Origin of the sequence: Microcystis aeruginosa NIES-2549, assembly GCF_000981785.2 — a bacterium.
Taxonomy (GTDB): Bacteria; Cyanobacteriota; Cyanobacteriia; order Cyanobacteriales; family Microcystaceae; genus Microcystis; species Microcystis aeruginosa_C.
The window spans coordinates 2,792,120-2,807,131 of sequence record NZ_CP011304.1; the positions used below are offsets into that span (position 1 = coordinate 2,792,120).

Annotated in this window: 19 protein-coding genes; 8 read left to right on the forward strand and 11 right to left on the reverse strand. The window is 41.6% G+C overall.

Annotated elements, in window-relative coordinates:
* The first annotated feature begins 644 nt into the window (after positions 1–644).
* From myaer_RS13770 to myaer_RS13785, 4 genes are all read left to right on the forward strand, one after another.
* Positions 645–1,607 (forward strand): orange carotenoid-binding protein, encoded by a 963-nt coding sequence (locus myaer_RS13770; RefSeq protein WP_046662511.1) that lies wholly within the window; start codon positions 645–647, stop codon positions 1,605–1,607.
* Between the two features lie 167 nt (positions 1,608–1,774).
* Positions 1,775–2,164: a hypothetical protein gene (locus tag myaer_RS13775; RefSeq protein ID WP_046662512.1), complete on the forward strand. Its 390-nt coding sequence runs from the start codon at positions 1,775–1,777 to the stop codon at positions 2,162–2,164.
* A gap of 167 nt (positions 2,165–2,331) precedes the next feature.
* Positions 2,332–2,847 (forward strand): alpha/beta hydrolase, encoded by a 516-nt coding sequence (locus tag myaer_RS13780; RefSeq protein WP_046662513.1) that lies wholly within the window; start codon positions 2,332–2,334, stop codon positions 2,845–2,847.
* Positions 2,848–2,919: 72 nt separating this feature from the next.
* Positions 2,920–3,834 (forward strand): DNA adenine methylase, encoded by a 915-nt coding sequence (locus tag myaer_RS13785; protein WP_046662514.1) that lies wholly within the window; start codon positions 2,920–2,922, stop codon positions 3,832–3,834.
* A 73-nt stretch (positions 3,835–3,907) separates the two neighbouring features.
* On the opposite strand, the gene myaer_RS13790 is transcribed toward myaer_RS13785, so the two are convergent.
* The 3 genes from myaer_RS13790 to myaer_RS13800 form a co-directional block, all read right to left on the reverse strand.
* On the reverse strand, positions 3,908–4,192 hold the full coding sequence (locus myaer_RS13790) for a type II toxin-antitoxin system YafQ family toxin (RefSeq protein WP_046662515.1): 285 nt from the start codon (positions 4,190–4,192) through the stop codon (positions 3,908–3,910).
* Entirely contained in the window at positions 4,185–4,403 is a 219-nt protein-coding gene (locus myaer_RS13795) for a hypothetical protein (protein WP_002798317.1), read from the reverse strand. The genes myaer_RS13790 and myaer_RS13795 overlap by 8 nt, the downstream gene beginning before the upstream one ends.
* A gap of 75 nt (positions 4,404–4,478) precedes the next feature.
* Entirely contained in the window at positions 4,479–4,628 is a 150-nt protein-coding gene (locus tag myaer_RS13800; RefSeq protein ID WP_080949758.1) for a type II toxin-antitoxin system HicB family antitoxin, read from the reverse strand.
* A gap of 223 nt (positions 4,629–4,851) precedes the next feature.
* On the opposite strand from myaer_RS13800, the gene myaer_RS13805 reads away from it, so the two are divergent.
* A complete protein-coding gene (locus myaer_RS13805) occupies positions 4,852–5,535 on the forward strand; it encodes a DALR anticodon-binding domain-containing protein (RefSeq protein ID WP_046662516.1) in 684 nt (227 codons plus the stop codon).
* Positions 5,536–5,644: 109 nt separating this feature from the next.
* Here myaer_RS13805 and psaK read toward each other — a convergent pair whose 3' ends face one another.
* Positions 5,645–5,911, reverse strand: coding sequence for a photosystem I reaction center subunit PsaK (psaK, locus tag myaer_RS13810; RefSeq protein WP_002756861.1), 267 nt, complete (start codon positions 5,909–5,911; stop codon positions 5,645–5,647).
* Positions 5,912–6,031: 120 nt separating this feature from the next.
* Here psaK and myaer_RS13815 point away from each other — a divergent pair, with 120 nt between their 5' ends.
* The gene (locus myaer_RS13815; protein ID WP_046662517.1) at positions 6,032–6,670 is read left to right on the forward strand and encodes a phosphoribosylanthranilate isomerase; all 639 of its coding nucleotides are present in this window, start codon (positions 6,032–6,034) and stop codon (positions 6,668–6,670) included.
* Between the two features lie 167 nt (positions 6,671–6,837).
* On the opposite strand, the gene myaer_RS13820 is transcribed toward myaer_RS13815, so the two are convergent.
* The 4 genes from myaer_RS13820 to myaer_RS13835 all read right to left on the reverse strand — a co-directional run bounded on the left by myaer_RS13820 (position 6,838) and on the right by myaer_RS13835 (position 11,346).
* Positions 6,838–8,334: an IS5-like element ISMae6 family transposase gene (locus myaer_RS13820; RefSeq protein WP_046660474.1), complete on the reverse strand. Its 1,497-nt coding sequence runs from the start codon at positions 8,332–8,334 to the stop codon at positions 6,838–6,840.
* A gap of 284 nt (positions 8,335–8,618) precedes the next feature.
* Entirely contained in the window at positions 8,619–9,317 is a 699-nt protein-coding gene (gene folE / locus myaer_RS13825; RefSeq protein ID WP_002738197.1) for a GTP cyclohydrolase I FolE, read from the reverse strand.
* 49 nt (positions 9,318–9,366) lie between these two features.
* Entirely contained in the window at positions 9,367–10,095 is a 729-nt protein-coding gene (locus myaer_RS13830; RefSeq protein ID WP_046662518.1) for an SDR family oxidoreductase, read from the reverse strand.
* A 345-nt stretch (positions 10,096–10,440) separates the two neighbouring features.
* A complete protein-coding gene (locus myaer_RS13835; protein WP_046662519.1) occupies positions 10,441–11,346 on the reverse strand; it encodes a hypothetical protein in 906 nt (301 codons plus the stop codon).
* Between the two features lie 48 nt (positions 11,347–11,394).
* Here myaer_RS13835 and myaer_RS13840 point away from each other — a divergent pair, with 48 nt between their 5' ends.
* Positions 11,395–11,802 (forward strand): hypothetical protein, encoded by a 408-nt coding sequence (locus myaer_RS13840; protein ID WP_002784438.1) that lies wholly within the window; start codon positions 11,395–11,397, stop codon positions 11,800–11,802.
* Between the two features lie 77 nt (positions 11,803–11,879).
* The gene (locus tag myaer_RS13845; protein ID WP_046663777.1) at positions 11,880–12,239 is read left to right on the forward strand and encodes a hypothetical protein; all 360 of its coding nucleotides are present in this window, start codon (positions 11,880–11,882) and stop codon (positions 12,237–12,239) included.
* Here the strand turns inward: myaer_RS13845 and nblS are convergent.
* The 3 genes from nblS to myaer_RS13860 all read right to left on the reverse strand — a co-directional run bounded on the left by nblS (position 12,220) and on the right by myaer_RS13860 (position 14,929).
* Entirely contained in the window at positions 12,220–14,211 is a 1,992-nt protein-coding gene (gene nblS, locus myaer_RS13850; RefSeq protein WP_046662520.1) for a two-component system sensor histidine kinase NblS, read from the reverse strand. The two genes, myaer_RS13845 and nblS, sit on opposite strands and share 20 nt — an antisense overlap.
* 115 nt (positions 14,212–14,326) lie before the next feature.
* Positions 14,327–14,674: a DUF4359 domain-containing protein gene (locus myaer_RS13855; protein WP_046662521.1), complete on the reverse strand. Its 348-nt coding sequence runs from the start codon at positions 14,672–14,674 to the stop codon at positions 14,327–14,329.
* Between the two features lie 75 nt (positions 14,675–14,749).
* The gene (locus myaer_RS13860; RefSeq protein WP_046662522.1) at positions 14,750–14,929 is read right to left on the reverse strand and encodes a hypothetical protein; all 180 of its coding nucleotides are present in this window, start codon (positions 14,927–14,929) and stop codon (positions 14,750–14,752) included.
* Positions 14,930–15,012: the final 83 nt, after the last annotated feature.

The following is a 15,012-nucleotide window of genomic DNA, read 5'->3' on the forward strand; positions in this document are numbered from 1 at the left end:
CACACAGAACCTAGAAGAGCCGATTCTTTCAACCGACAAATATAAATACGATGGGATAAAGTATTAAGTTGTTGACTTTTAATGGTATTTAAAGAATAGGCGATAGCAATCAATAAAACAAGAGCTAAAAAACGAGGTTCGCTAACTTTTGTCTTTTCGATAACAATTTTACACTTAATTACGGTAACTTAAGAAACCTCTGTAAATTTCTCCTGCTGCTTTCAACGACAATTGGTAGAGGAAATAGGGCGGCTCATCTCTCTAATTGTATCGTTCTACGACGAGAGTAAGATCAGTAGGAGGATTTGCGGGGTAAGATATTGTGCTTGTGTCAAGCTGGCTTGTCAACAGGTCTAATAGAATGATGGTAACATTTCAGAGTTATAACCACTCTATTTCTTTGGGTACCATTTGGCTAGAGTCTTTATCCTGCCTACCTTTGAACTTCTTTGTCACCCCTTGAGCGCAAAACTAGATAAGTGATAGAACAGTTGTTCAACCATTAAGATTTTGTGATAATCCCGGGTAAGTGTGATCTAAACTACAGCTTTTTTTGGGAAAGTTTCCCCAGGGGTGCTGCCTTGGCGCGCAAATATGATAGAATGCCAGTAAATTGATACAAAACTTTACTTCAAGGTGAATCTATGCCGTTTACGATCGAATCAGCGCGGAGCATTTTCCCCAACACGCTATCAGCGGATGTGGTTCCCGCCACGATTGCGCGTTTCAATCAGCTGAATACCGAAGATCAACTAGCCTTGATTTGGTTTGCCTATCTAGAAATGGGCAAAACCATCACCGTTGCCGCCCCCGGCGCTGCTAGTATGGTGTTTGCCGAAAAAACCATGAATGAAATTCGGCAGATGTCTCCCCTGCAACAGTCGCAGGTGATGTGCGACTTAGCCAACCATGCTGACACCCCGATTTGTCGTACCTACGGCACTTGGTCTGCTAACATCAAACTGGGATTCTGGTACCAATTAGGACAATGGATGGAAGATGGCAGTGTTGCCCCAATTCCCAAGGGTTATCAACTATCTGCTAATGCCAGCGCCGTTTTAGACGGGATTAAAAAATTAGAGTCGGGACAACAAATCACGGTTCTGCGGAATTGTGTGGTGGATATGGGCTACGATCCCAAGAAACTGGGCGATTATAACCGTATTTCCGAACCCGTGGTTCCTCCCCAAAATGTTGCCGAACGGACTAAAGTTAGCATTGAAGGCGTTACCAATGCCACCGTCCTCAACTATATGGACAACCTCAACGCTAACGACTTTGATGTATTAATTGAATTATTCACCCCTGACGGCGCTCTGCAACCACCTTTCCAACGTCCCATCGTCGGTAAAGAGGCAGTATATCGCTTTTTCCGCGAAGAATGCCAAAATTTGAAATTAATCCCCGAACGCGGTGTAGTGGAACCCGCCGATGACGGTTTTACTCAGATTAAAGTGACGGGAAAAGTACAAACCCCCTGGTTTGGTGCGGGTGTGGGTATGAATATGGCATGGCGCTTCCTCCTAACTCCTGATAATAAAATTTTCTTCGTAGCGATCGATTTATTAGCTTCTCCGAAAGAATTATTAAACTTTGCCCGTGGCTAAATAGCTACTGAGAGAAATCATTAAAAATTCTGATGAAATTTATTAGAGTTCCTTGTCAAGTGAACTCTTTTTTTTCTACAATTAAAAGGCTGACTTAAAAAAATTGGGAAATACACTGGTTTCTTCTCCGATCTAGGTAAGAATAACTAAACAATCATTCTTAACAGATGTCGGCGAAAAGAGTCGAGGTAGTTCAAAAACCCAAAATTATCATCCCTAAAACTAAAATCATGCCTATGAGTGAAATAATTTGGTCAGATACCGAACAAGAAATTGCTCAAACTGCTTTCCAAAAAGCCTATCAGCGAGAAACTAGCACTTTAATAGAACATATTAAAGAACAGTCTGGTCAGATCACCGTTTTAGATGATATCTGGCAAATGCACGATTATCTGAGCGCCCGACGACATCAGATTGATGGTAAATATGACTATCGCTATACTTCCCTAATTTTTGTCTTTGCTCAACTATTAAAGGAAGGATGGTTAAAGCTAGACGATCTCAACGGTTTGGAAAAAGATAAACTAGCGAAAATCGCTGCTCTCTCGCGAATGTAAATTAATGATTAGCATTAAGCTATCAGCTTTCTGCTTCTAGTTGGGTGACTAAAAAATTCATCTCTAGATAATCCACACCGTCTTAAGTTTTTCCTAAGCGGCAACCAATCCCGCTAGAATGAGTCAATCATCCCGAGCGCTTCTCGCTTGTTTTGCACCTTTGGTTTATGTTCAAAAATCTTTTACTTCCCCTAGGAATATCTATCTTTCTCGGTGTTTGTCAGTCTTTGTCAGCCGCCGAATCAGCTATCATCAAATACCACATCTTCCAAGGGTCCGTATCGGTATCAGAATTAAAGCAATTGAGCGAAACAGGCGAATTAGCCCCCGCTTTAGCGTCACAATTAAAGATGGCTAACCAAAAACCCGAAGAATTCCGCAAAATCCTTAATCGTCGGGTAGCGGTGGATGCCGTCTTTCTTTCCAAATTTCTTAATAGTTTTTTTGGCGAAAGTTTGCTAGACTACGCCGCCGAAATTGTCCACACCCCCAATCGAGCCGCTAGTCGGCAAGCTTTACGCGGTGCTTTAGTCACTTCTGCCCTCAACGATAACGAGATTCAAGTCATCGAAGTCCTCGATAATTATCCCACCAGCGAGGTTCATGTGGATGGCAATCGTCTGCTGGATTTAATCAACCAAATTGAATCAGTATTGAAAAAAATGCCCCGTTTACCTTTCTGATCCCAAATCCGCCTTCAGGTTTTCTTGAATTGCGCTGTAAATTGAATAAATTAGGATAATCTGGTAGGAATAATGACCACTTCTTTGTCTCAAAGGAAAACAGTTAGCGGCAAACCTTTTTTAAAGTGGGCGGGAGGCAAAACTCAACTGGTTCCTAATATTCTATCTTTAATTAATTCCCAGATTTCTCAAGATTGTCAGTTTAACTACATTGAACCTTTTGTCGGAGGTGGGGCGGTTTTATTCTCAGTTTTAAATAACTTTTCTCCTGTTCAAAAAGTTATTATTAATGACATTAATCCTGATTTAATCATGGCTTATAATGTTATTAAAGATAATGTCAAAGAATTAATAGTAAAGCTTAAAAAAATTCAGCAGGATTTTTATGAACTTAAAAATCTAGAGGAACAACAAAAGTTTTTTTTGGATAAAAGAATAGAATTTAATTCTCCCAGCTGCGATGACTGTCTAGAAAAAACAGTTTTGTTATTATTTCTCAATAAAACTTGTTTTAATGGACTTTATAGAGTCAATAGCAAAGGACTCTTTAATGTCCCTTTTGGAAAATATGTCAAACCGTTGATCTGCAATGAAGAAAACTTATTAGCTGTCAACCATCATTTACAAAAAGTAACGATCCTACAAGGAGATTTTGTCCAAACCCTAAACTATGCCAATAACAAGACTTTATTTTATTTTGATCCTCCCTATAAACCGATTACAAAAACATCAGCTTTTACCTCTTATACTAAAGAAGATTTTAACGATGAGGAGCAAATAAGATTAAAACAATTTATCGATCGAGTGGATCAGGCCGGTTATAAATTTATTTTAAGTAATTCCGACGTTAAAAACTTTGACTCTGACAATAATTTTTTTGATGATTTATATAAAGATTATAATATTCAAAGGGTAAAAGCTCGACGAAATATTAATTCCCAGGGGAATAATAGGGGAGAAATCTGGGAATTACTGATCAATAATTGACAAAAATTAAGCCTAACAGAAAAGACGACATGAATAAAAATATTTCTTCAAGAGATCGAGGGTGGCAAGACTATTAATATACTTGATCATGAGTTCCAATATCGATTAAATTGATTTCTTCTTGCAAGGTTTCTTGATTTTGCTCAAAGCAAAAGACAATACGACAATCATATTCAACCGAACAAGCCCAAGCTCCTGATAATTTTCCTTTAAGTTTATGAGTGCGTAATATAGGATTATAGGGATCCTCAGCAAGTAATCTTAATTTAGCCTCAATTTTGCTTTTTAAATCGGGTCGGCTTTTAATGATTACCTTAAAAGCTCGTTTAAAGGATGAGCTTAGAATTAATTTAGTCATTGTTTAATTCTGCGATAATATCATCAATGTTTCCGCGAAAGACTTTCCCTTGTTGGTAGTCTTGACGCGCTTGATGGATATTCTTGGCGATTTCTTCTCGTCTTTTTTCAATTTGTCTATGTCGAATAATACTGATTAAATCATCTTGTTCATCACAGGAAAGATTGTCAATCATTTCTAAAATTTGATGAAATTGAATAGTTTGTGACATTGTGGCTTTTCCTTTTTCAAATTAAAGAATAAATTTATTATCAGTACCTAAGCAAAATTAATTACACAGAGCTAACTACCTCTTGCATGAGTGCCTATTTTTTAAGCTTTCCTTGGCTTCTTCAATGGTTTCTCCTTGACCATTTGCACCTGGGATTTCAGGACAAATCGCCCAGTATCCCCCTTCTGTTGCCGCTTCAATGATAGCAGTAAACTCCCCTTTCATGATAGTCTCCTTCGATAATATATTAGATATAGCACCCACGCAAAAGTGAAGTGCAACCCCCTGGATTGACAGAGGTAAGCCCCTAGAGATAGTCTGAAGTTTCTGACAAGAGAAAGACTATCCGAGCGCCTATATCCATCTTAAGCCAAAAATTTGCTTTGACCACAGTGCCTATCTCGCCAATAGCAATTAATTTGGCACGACTACGTTTACCCTTCTGAGTATGAATTTTATCTGCAATCATCCCTCGATCGAGCATTGCTTAAAACAACAATTAATTAATATTTTTCCAGAAAACAACCATAAATTAACTTTCTATCGTTGCCCAAAAACTGATAGTATCCTCTATCGTTCACCTCTGTTTTATTATTTTACGCCCGCTCAATGTCAAACCATATTTAACCATTTAATCGCCCTTTTTCCGCAAATTCAGCTTAGGGAAGGATGGCTAGAATTATTATTAGATCAGCAATTTTTGTCCTTTTGGTTACTGAAACTAAACGATTTAATTGATAAATTTTTCTGGGATCAGCTTCCTCTCCATCCCGAAGGAGAATTTTTCTTTTTATTTCAATATACCCACGCTCGCTATTCTAGTTTGTTACAACTGCTCAATCGGGAAAAAATTAGATTAACCGAGTCTGAACCATTATCCTGGCATCATCCCGCCGAAATAGCCTTAATCCTGCAAATTTTAACCGTTTGTGATTGTTGGGAAAGCCAGAAACTCTATCCCTTAACTGCGAATTTTTGCGAAGCGATGCTCAATTTTGAGCGTAACTGTCGCATTATCGGAGAATCGGCCCCAATTCAGCGATCGAGATTAATCCTGATTAGCGTCAGTCAAAAACTACTTAACTGTCTTCTCCGTCAAAAATGGCAACTGCTGCCGATGACGGAACTTTGACACTCCCCGAAGCACTCAAGCGAGGGATTCTTCATTCACGGGGAGATGCCTTGCAAAAGCAGTGCCTTTACTGTTTACTGGTCACTGATTACTGATTACTGATTACTGATTAGAGAATACCCGCGTTAGAAAGACCGAGAACCAGTCCCGCACCGAGAATATGGCCAAAACTCATGGTAGCCAATAATTCCGGCAGACCGAAGCTTTTTTTCGAGGCTAACTGCGGCAAGGGTAAAGCAGGGCCGGCCCCAGTATTTTGGATAGCAAAATAACCGATAACGAAGGCTACTAGGTTAGCTAACGTCATGGTAATCCCGACGGATAAATTCCAGGGAATGGTTTGAGCGGTGGCTAAAAGTAAGGCGGAAGGGATCATTTGCGCTCCAGTCTTGATAAGATTTTGTTAATCACAGGGCATTATAAAAAGCTCTTGACCCGAAACTGCTTTTTGTTTGAATACTTAACAGTTTTTGTAACGTTTTGCGAATAAGATTAAATGCGAATTAAAATTTGCGGCATTACCCAACCAGACCAGGGACGAGCGATCGCCAATTTAGGAGCTACGGCCTTAGGTTTTATCCTCGTACCGAGTTCGCCTCGTTACGTCAAAATAGAGCAAATTAACGCTATTATCGCCGCAATACCCGACAAAATTGATTTTATTGGGGTTTTTGCCGACGAGCAACCGGAAATTATTCAGCAAATAATTGTTAAAACCCCCTTGACAAGTGTGCAGTTACATGGTATGGAATCTCCCGAATATTGCCAAAGGTTGCGGCAATTATTACCCGACCGGGAAATTATCAAAGCTTTGCGGATTAAAGACAGAGAAAGTTGGGAAAAGTCGGCAATTTACTTCAATAGCGTCGATACTTTACTTTTAGATGCCTACCATCCCCAATTGCTTGGCGGTACGGGACATACCTTAGACTGGCAAGCCTTAGCCAGTTTTTCGCCCCCCTTGCCCTGGTTTCTGGCCGGAGGACTCAACCCCGATAATATTGGTGAAGCTTTAACCAGGCTGCACCCCGATGGTATTGATGTCTCTAGCGGCGTTGAGCGATCGCCTGGTGATAAAGACATCAAAAAAGTCGCCCTCTTGTTAGAGCGACTGCAAAAATCCAGTGATCAGTGATCAGCTTCTCAAGGCAAGAGGCAACAGGCAAGAGGCAAAAGACAGAATCTGACAATTCTCCTACCTAAAAAGAAGGTTAGAAACTAAGCACATCAAAGCTTTTAGCTTAACCAATTAGGGTTTGCTGAAAAAGTCATTGAAAAGTACAGGTCTCTTAATCAATGATTTCACTTAGCTACAAGCATAAGCTTTAGTTGTTGATTAATTTTTAAGTTATAACTTATCCTAATCATTGACCGAGAAAAAGTGCTGTTTTTCCATTTCAGACATAAAAAAGCCCAAAAAACCTGCCTCAACAGGTTAGAAAGATTCATGACTAAAAAAGTAATAGCAATCGCTGAAAAGGAAGTATGAGGAAGTTTAGCCATCACTTTACCTAAGCTAAATCTTCTTTTCCCCTGTCCAAATTTGCCCTCTATACAATTCCGAATCCTCTCATCATCGGTAGCTTGTTTCTTTTGTTCTTTACTAACATTTTTGGCTGGTCTTCCTAATGGGGGACCACTGATTCTGATTCCCCTTTCTTTACACCAAGCTCGGTTTTCTCTGGTTCGATAAATTTTGTCCACATGAACTGATTCTGGATAGTATCCTGTATAGTCATAATAAGCTTCTATTTGTGCTTTTAAATCTCCTGATTCATTAAAGTTATCCCAACTAATTCGGTCTAAAAATATGTAACCATCTATACAGCTTGCTGAGAATTTAGCCCCAAATTCTACGGGTTTTCCAGCTTTTCCTCTGACTATCGGACGGATGTGGGGTTGAGTTAAGCTGACAATTCTGTCTTCAATACTCTGTTTGTTATTTTGGTACATCCAGAGTTGTTGACGATAAACTTCTGTGACTACTAACAACAGTTTATAGTCTCTTTTTTTCAAGCTTTGTAGAGAGGCTCCTTCTGCTAAAAGTTGTTCAATATGGTCGAGATTTCTTTTCAGATATTGCAGTTGTCTTTTCAGAGCTTTTCGTCTTTGTTTGACGGTAGGTTTTCTTTTTTTCGCTACTTCTAAATAACTTTTTCTGGCTAGAAGACGATAGGTTCTCGGTTTTTGAACAAGTTTTCCTTTTAAAGTTTCATAGAGAATATCAATAATTTTTTCGGTTTGTTTTCTTCCTTGATTTAACAGGTTTAAATCCGTAGGATAACTAATATCTGCGGGCGCACAACTGGCATCTAAAATTAATTTACCTCGATTTTCTGGTTGACTTTGGGTTTCGCTCTCTAACTTTTTTTCGGTGTTTTCTTCTTCTTTTATTTCTCTCGAATTTTTGACCATAAAGCGATTCACTTTATTAATTAGTTCCAGAGTGATTCTTTCTCGAAAGTGAACCAACATTGACGCTTCAAACCGGGGTTCATTGCTGTAGGATGAAAACCCCAAGAAGTATTGTAAATAAGGATTTTCTTTGATTTGTTCTACCGTTTCTCTATCGCTTGTTCCTAATTTTTCTTTAATAATTAATGCTCCGAGTGCTGTCCTGAATGTTTTGGCGGGTGTGCCCATTTCTTCTGAAAAAAGTGATGCGTATTCCGCTTCAAATTCTGACCAGGGAATGAGGTTGGCCATAATTACCCAACGATTGTCTTGGGATAATTTCCCCTCAAAGGGCAGCTCGAAGTTTTCTGGTGGGGTTGAGGGTAACTCGCTTTTACGGTACATTAGCACTAATTAGAGAAGATGCAAGGGTGATGCAAGGGTTTTAAGAGATTCTAGCAGATTTAAGTGCATTTGGGAAGCTCTCAATCAAGCTAAAAGCCCTTTCCTGTAAGGTTTTTACCATTATTCAGCAAACCCCAATTAGGTCTTAGATTCGGTCGAGTTAGAAGGTTTTGGGTTTTAGGGTTTTAGGGTTTTAGGGTGTTGGGGTGTTGGGGTTTTAGTTGAAATTTCCCCATTCCCCCATTCCCCCATTTCCCCATTTCCCAATTTCCCCATTTCCCTGACTAGAAGAAATTGGGTTTATGACGGATCAGGTTAAGATACTCCTCGCGGGTTTTCTGCTCGTCTTGGAAGACTCCTAACATGGCGCTGGTGACAGTCCAAGATCCCGGTTTCTGCACCCCGCGCATCACCATGCACATATGAGTTGCTTCCATGACGACTGCAACCCCTTGGGGGTCGAGAATTTCTTGAATCGCTTCGGCAATCTGACGGGTGAGGCGCTCTTGCACCTGTAAACGACGGGAATACATTTCCACAATGCGGGCCAATTTACTTAATCCGACCACCTTTTGGTTAGGAATATAGGCAACGTGGGCCCGACCCATGAAGGGTAACATATGATGTTCACAGAGACTAAAGAAGTCAATATCGCGCACTAATACCATCTCATTATGACCTTCATCGAAGATCGCACCATTAACGAGGGTTTCTAGGGATTGTTGATAGCCCTGGGTGAGAAACTGCATCGCTTCGGCCACCCGTTTGGGGGTTTTTAATAAACCTTCTCTTTCGGGATCTTCCCCCACCGAGATCAGGATATTTCTGACCGCATCCATCATCTGTTCTTTATTTTCGTCGGAAGTTGGATGAATTTGGGCGGTTTTGCCATTGTGGGTGTTGCGATCGGGGCGAGTGGTCACGCGTGCTTGGATAGCGTCGGTTAGATTACCGTTTAAACCGTTAGAAGAAGCTATGGTCATAATGAGGATGCCTGTAGGCGAATTGATCAATAAATAGAAGTATTTTGGGTTATAATGCCCCCGCACTGGGCATAATGGTCATCGTTTCCACTACGGCCTGTTTGGGCAGTAACACCGCTTGCAGAATGGCCTGAGCGATGATATCCGGGGTTAACATGGCCGAGCGATCGAAATCTGCTTTGACGCTATCGCTGTCCCAGATGGGAGTATTGACAGCCCCGGGGGTGATAATCGTGACGCGAATGGCGTTAGCCCGCTCCTCGATCGCTAAAATGCGAGAAAATGCCACTAATGCCGCTTTGCTGACACTATAGGCCCCCCAATCGGGGAAAAAATTATCGGCGGCGATCGAAGAAACGTTAATAATCGTGCCTCCCCCCTGTTGACGCATAGCAGGTAAAATCCCTTGCACGCACTGGTAAACACTGGTTAAATTCAGGTCGATCACCCGCTGCCAGTCTGACAAAGGTGTGTCGGCCAAGGGGTTTGTGTAACCCATGCCGGCATTATTGATCAGAATGTCGATCGGTCCGGATTCTTGGGCGATTTTAGCGATACTAGGAGCTACTTCCGGGATATCTGCCAAATCTAAGGGGTAAGCTTGGGCTGATACGCCTAAATCTGCCGCCATTGCCGCCACGGTTGCCAATTTTTGTTGATCGCGACCGATTAAAACCAGATTAATTCCCGCCTTGGCGAAAGCGAGGGCGGTTTCTTTGCCGATGCCGCTACTGGCTCCGGTGATCAGCGCTCGCTGTTGACGAATAACAGAGTTCATGGTATAATCTGAAATCTCTTAATTCCGGGTAGTTAGGGCAAAATTTTGGCGGTCAGGGAGACCCTAGAAAGGTTTAAGGGAATTGGGTTGGATCGGAGCAATTTTTCTCGCACCAAAATTGCCGCGTCCACCTGGGACGGGGGGAAGCATTGACTATCGGGTAGGTTCAAGATTAAGAATCGTTACAAAATTTTACCTAGCCAATTATAGCACTGTTAAGTCAGGGATCACTAATTTTTGTGTATATTCAGATAGATATCTAACCAGGGAGAGAAAAAAGCGGCCTGGTGGGCGAGAATTCTTGAGGCTGTCTTGGTGGAAAACTCCCTCTCCCTGCGCTCAAAACTACTCACCGGAGGAGATGGCGGCGCTGGGTTGACTGCGATTGACAATCACCACTCGATCGCCGACAACGGGACTTCTAGCTAGGAGAATTCCCTCGTTATCCTTCATTTCCAAGCGGCGAAAATCGAGACTTTGGCAACGTTGAAAAACCGAATTAGCCAATTTATCCTGTTGTGATGCCTCCAGGCTATACCAATTATCGCCCAAAATAACTACTAGACGACTAGCTAAAAAGTCCGCTTCTACGCTAGAAATAATCCCGGCGGGATAACGAGTAGTTAAATCGGTAATTTCCTCTTGAATGGCTGCGACTAAACTTTGTTCGGGAGTTAATCGCGGTTTTGCTTTGGTAATCGGGACCGGAATCGGTGCCTCTGGTGCGGTTAATTCCGGGGGAGTTTCGATAATTTCCCCGGCTGCCGGTGGAGGACTGGGGACAACTTCAGGCATATTTTCGGCAATTTCCGCCGGATTTTTCGGTAAACTGATCACGGCTACTAAGAGGATAGTGACTAAACTTCCTGTTAACAAGCCGGTGATTAACCAATCGGGAATTTTTTCGCTAATTCCCCCGGGTAAAAGTCGGCGAATTTTGTTCAAAATTGCCGTCCACCACCCTTCCACCTGATCGAAATCCGGTAAAATATCGTCGATTCCCTCGGCTGCTTCGATGGGAGAATCTGGGGTTAAACTTTGCTCAACTCCGGCGAATTCATCTGGTTTTAAAGCAGCGGCTAACTGTTGCGTTGAGTTAAGAAGATTATCAACAGCAACTTTTGGGGGTAACACTGTCCCCGTTCCCGTGTTAAGTTGGGAAACGATCGAATTTAACTGCTCGATCGCCTCCTGTAGTCGGCTCACCGTTTCTGCTTGGCTGAAATTCTCTCGCTCATTTGGTTGAGTCATAATTAATTCTTCTTAACCCGCTGCCATTCTTTTTCAAAATATCATTGTATGCGCCGTTTTCTCGGTTTTTTAACCAGTATTTTCCTTGTCTTCCTGACTGCTTGTGGTAGTGTTACTCCCCCGCAAGAATTTGCACCCCCTGGAGAAATCGTCACTAAAGCCCTTTTATTACAATTTCGTCACACATCCGATCGCCTTAGTCAATCTTTACAGATCGATGAGCCGCAGGTAAAAATTGCTAAAATTAATGTCACCAGTCTGGAACCGATTTATGTGGGCAATTTGCCCGCTTATCACTTGCAGGGAGATTACGATCTAACTCTGCAATTGCCCCATCAAAAAGATACCAAACAACACAACAATTTTGATCTTTATTTACAAAGACAGATCGAGGGGAAAACTTGGCGTTTACTCGAAGAAGTTGCCTCCCAATGGCGCAGCTATTTAGTCAAATAACCGGAAAAAGCCGAGGGATTTTGCTATAGTCTATGATCAACAGCAATGACAATCCTCAAAGGGAAAATTTAGCGATCATGATTACCTGTCCTCGTTGTCAGCACAAGGTCGATAGTCAAGCCTTACGATGTCCCTACTGTGCTAATATTTTAAAGGCCTATGGTCATCCCGGCATGACCCTGCATCAAGCCGTCACGGGCGAGTTTTTATGTGAAACTTGTCTCTACCATGGCGATGATAGCTGTAATTTTCCCCAACGTCCCTACGCTACCAGTTGCACTTTATACAAAAATAGCCAAATAATAGCCGAAAAAATTCCTCCTCTCCCGCTGCCTAGGGTTTTTAAAAATTGGTGTCTTAGAAATAAGGGATTATTACTATTATTAACCATGATTTTGGGCAGTATTGCCCTGGCTTTTATAAACTCACGTCGTTAATTTTCTTGCTGGCGATCAAGCCTTGATATAGAGCTAGATCGAACCAGAAAGTTGTGCCAATTCCCACTTCACTAATCAAATTAATTTGACTATAGTGCTTTTCAATAATATTTTTGACTATCGATAATCCTAATCCCGTCCCTTCTAGGGTATGAACGCGATTTTCTACCCGATAGAAGCGATCAAATATGGCACTTTGATCCTCGGCATCAATGCCAATACCAGTATCGGATACTTCCACGCGAATTTTGATAGTTTCTTGGGGATTATCTTTGGTTATTTTATAGGCACGAATCACCACTTTACCGCCGGCAGGAGTAAATTTTAGGGAGTTACCGACTAGATTAGTTAATACCTGTAAGAGTAGATCATAATGGCCTAAAATTGGTAGTAAATTGGCTTCAATTTCCGAGCTTAATTCTAGTCCTTTATCCCTAGCATTGAGTTGATAGGTCCTTAGGGTTTGTTCGATTAATTGTCCGATATCGATCGCATCTAAGTTATAGTTACGCGAGGATTCTAACCGAGAAAGATCGAGAACATCATTAACTAAACGAGTTAAGCGATCGGTTTCATGATTAGCGGTTTCTAAAAACTCTCTTTTTTCTGTATCGCTGAGATCCTCACCAAATTCTGTCAGGGTTTCAATGAAAGATTTGATGTTAAATAAAGGGGTTCTTAACTCATGGGAAACATTGCTGATAAATTGACTTTTTGCCTCATTTAATTCTGTTTCTCTGGTGATATCCTGTAGCGTCATGGCAATTCCCCGGACATTCTCCCGATACTGATCGAATACCTGAGTTAACAAAATGCGAATTGTGCAGGGTTTCGGGTTAGTTAAAGATAATCTAAATTCCGCAGGAGAATAGTTATTATTTTCCCCATCAATAACAGCATTTTTCTGATTTTGATTAGCGGTTTCTTCAGTCTGGAGGGGTTCTCCCGCCGCAATTTGATAGAGAGGTTTAGTTAGTTTAACCGTTAACTCCGAAGGAAAAAGATGTAGAACATTTTGACCGATAATTTCCCGATCTTCCCAGCCAAATATTTCCCGAGCTGCGGGATTAATTAATAATAATTGAAAATTAGTATCTAAGAGAATTGCTCCATCAGCAATAGTGGACATTAACGTATCTAGTTTGGCTTTTTCGGCGGTCATTTCTTCGATATTTTGTTCCTCGTATCGCTCTAACTTTTCCGCCATTTCATTAAAACTGAGAATTAATTCCCCCAACTCTCCTCCCAGGGGTAAATCAACGCGCTGCTTAAAATTTCCCGCTGCAATATTTTTGACCCCGACTAATAACTCCTTGATCGGTTTGGTGATAGTTAAAGCATTAAAAACCGCTCCGAGAATCACCATAGCCCAGATCGAGACAAAAACGGCAATAGTCACATCACGGGTTAGATTAGAAGAAGCCACCACAATAGCGTTAGGATTGATCCCGATCGCCAATACTCCCAAATATTTGCCTTCGTGATTCAAGGGAACAAAGACATCGGTTACTTCACCGTCGGGGGTTTTATGCTGACGGACGAGGGGAGTTTCCCCATTTTCGCCATAATTTTCCGGTAATTGAATGCGACGCTCGATCGTCAGGGAATTCTTAACTTCGGCGGTAGAATAGGGAATGCCGAAAAATATTTGACCCTCTTCGTTAGCGTAGATCAAATAACGAACACTGGAGGTACTACTGTAAAAACGGGCTGAAAAACGGGCTAAATCGGTTAAATTATCTTCAGCAATGAGAGGGGAGACATTAGCGGCTAATAACAGCCCCAAATCCCGGCCAAAACGGGTATCATTGAGACGCACATCCTGCTGGATCGTGTTAACCGCCCAAAAGGTTAAACCACTCATCAACAAGGAGACGGCTAAAGTAGCCGCAGCCATTAATTTAGTTTGGAGAGTGAATTCGGACCACCAACGGGCGATCGCTTTTCGGAGACTGGGCAGAAAATTAGACACGGTTAGGCAGGATTAATCTGTATTCTTGACTACTCTATCGCTCAAATCGCGGGTTAATATGATCATCTTAACTCATTATTAAGCTGGTAGCCGTTAAACCGGCACTAATCAAAGTCTAAGTCTCCGAGAAAGTCAAGAAATGCCCAAAAGCGCCGACAGTTCTAATTTTAGCCACCCCCGGTACTTCTGTGGTGTAGATACTGAACACACCTAGATTTTGCCGTTGACTAGAGGTTTCAATCGCTGGTTTTAAGATTTGATTTTTGATCACATTTCTGGCTGCCACCGGCAAAGAATCGATCGAGTCACAGAGACTGATTTTCTCGCAAGCAATTTTGTCGGCATGAGCGAGAAGTTTTTCCGAGGCGTATTCGCTGTAAAGTTCTTGGGGGGGATTGGTAAATCCCATAATCCCCGCTACCACCCCCAGGGCGATCGCTCCCTTGAAGAAATTACCCCCCATAGCTAGTTAGCTCCTTGATTTTGTCTTCTCCACTCTATTTTGACAAGACATTTTCGATCTGACTAGGGAGCGGTGTTAATTTCTTAAACCAATACCGGGTGCATAGCACTCTAGTACATTTCCCGTGAGACTGCAGCTAATTAACAGATAATCACAGTGAGAACAGGCGGTGCTAATGAGATGATGTTCTAAAATATGCTGTCTTTCGGCAAAATTTCCACAATTAGGACAGCGTACTTGTTGTCGGGTGATCATAGCAAACCTCGTTAATTAGTTATCTTTTGTATATAAAGCTAGTTTTTCTTGATCCCAATTGGTTTAAGTCTATTTTTTCCTTG

Bases quoted from the DNA above. Each gene is read 5' to 3' on its own strand.
- myaer_RS13790 (WP_046662515.1), bottom strand. From the start codon at position 4,192: ATGACTAAATTAATTCTAAGCTCATCCTTTAAACGAGCTTTTAAGGTA.
- myaer_RS13800 (WP_080949758.1), bottom strand. From the start codon at position 4,628: ATGAAAGGGGAGTTTACTGCTATCATTGAAGCGGCAACAGAAGGGGGA.
- myaer_RS13835 (WP_046662519.1), bottom strand. From the start codon at position 11,346: ATGACTCAACCAAATGAGCGAGAGAATTTCAGCCAAGCAGAAACGGTG.
- folE (WP_002738197.1), bottom strand. From the start codon at position 9,317: ATGACCATAGCTTCTTCTAACGGTTTAAACGGTAATCTAACCGACGCT.
- myaer_RS13855 (WP_046662521.1), bottom strand. From the start codon at position 14,674: ATGGGGGGTAATTTCTTCAAGGGAGCGATCGCCCTGGGGGTGGTAGCG.
- myaer_RS13795 (WP_002798317.1), bottom strand. From the start codon at position 4,403: ATGTCACAAACTATTCAATTTCATCAAATTTTAGAAATGATTGACAAT.
- myaer_RS13845 (WP_046663777.1), top strand. From the start codon at position 11,880: ATGATTACCTGTCCTCGTTGTCAGCACAAGGTCGATAGTCAAGCCTTA.
- myaer_RS13820 (WP_046660474.1), bottom strand. From the start codon at position 8,334: ATGTACCGTAAAAGCGAGTTACCCTCAACCCCACCAGAAAACTTCGAG.
- myaer_RS13830 (WP_046662518.1), bottom strand. From the start codon at position 10,095: ATGAACTCTGTTATTCGTCAACAGCGAGCGCTGATCACCGGAGCCAGT.
- myaer_RS13815 (WP_046662517.1), top strand. From the start codon at position 6,032: ATGCGAATTAAAATTTGCGGCATTACCCAACCAGACCAGGGACGAGCG.
- myaer_RS13840 (WP_002784438.1), top strand. From the start codon at position 11,395: ATGCGCCGTTTTCTCGGTTTTTTAACCAGTATTTTCCTTGTCTTCCTG.
- myaer_RS13770 (WP_046662511.1), top strand. From the start codon at position 645: ATGCCGTTTACGATCGAATCAGCGCGGAGCATTTTCCCCAACACGCTA.
- psaK (WP_002756861.1), bottom strand. From the start codon at position 5,911: ATGATCCCTTCCGCCTTACTTTTAGCCACCGCTCAAACCATTCCCTGG.
- myaer_RS13860 (WP_046662522.1), bottom strand. From the start codon at position 14,929: ATGATCACCCGACAACAAGTACGCTGTCCTAATTGTGGAAATTTTGCC.
- myaer_RS13785 (WP_046662514.1), top strand. From the start codon at position 2,920: ATGACCACTTCTTTGTCTCAAAGGAAAACAGTTAGCGGCAAACCTTTT.
- myaer_RS13775 (WP_046662512.1), top strand. From the start codon at position 1,775: ATGTCGGCGAAAAGAGTCGAGGTAGTTCAAAAACCCAAAATTATCATC.
- myaer_RS13805 (WP_046662516.1), top strand. From the start codon at position 4,852: ATGAATTTTATCTGCAATCATCCCTCGATCGAGCATTGCTTAAAACAA.
- myaer_RS13780 (WP_046662513.1), top strand. From the start codon at position 2,332: ATGTTCAAAAATCTTTTACTTCCCCTAGGAATATCTATCTTTCTCGGT.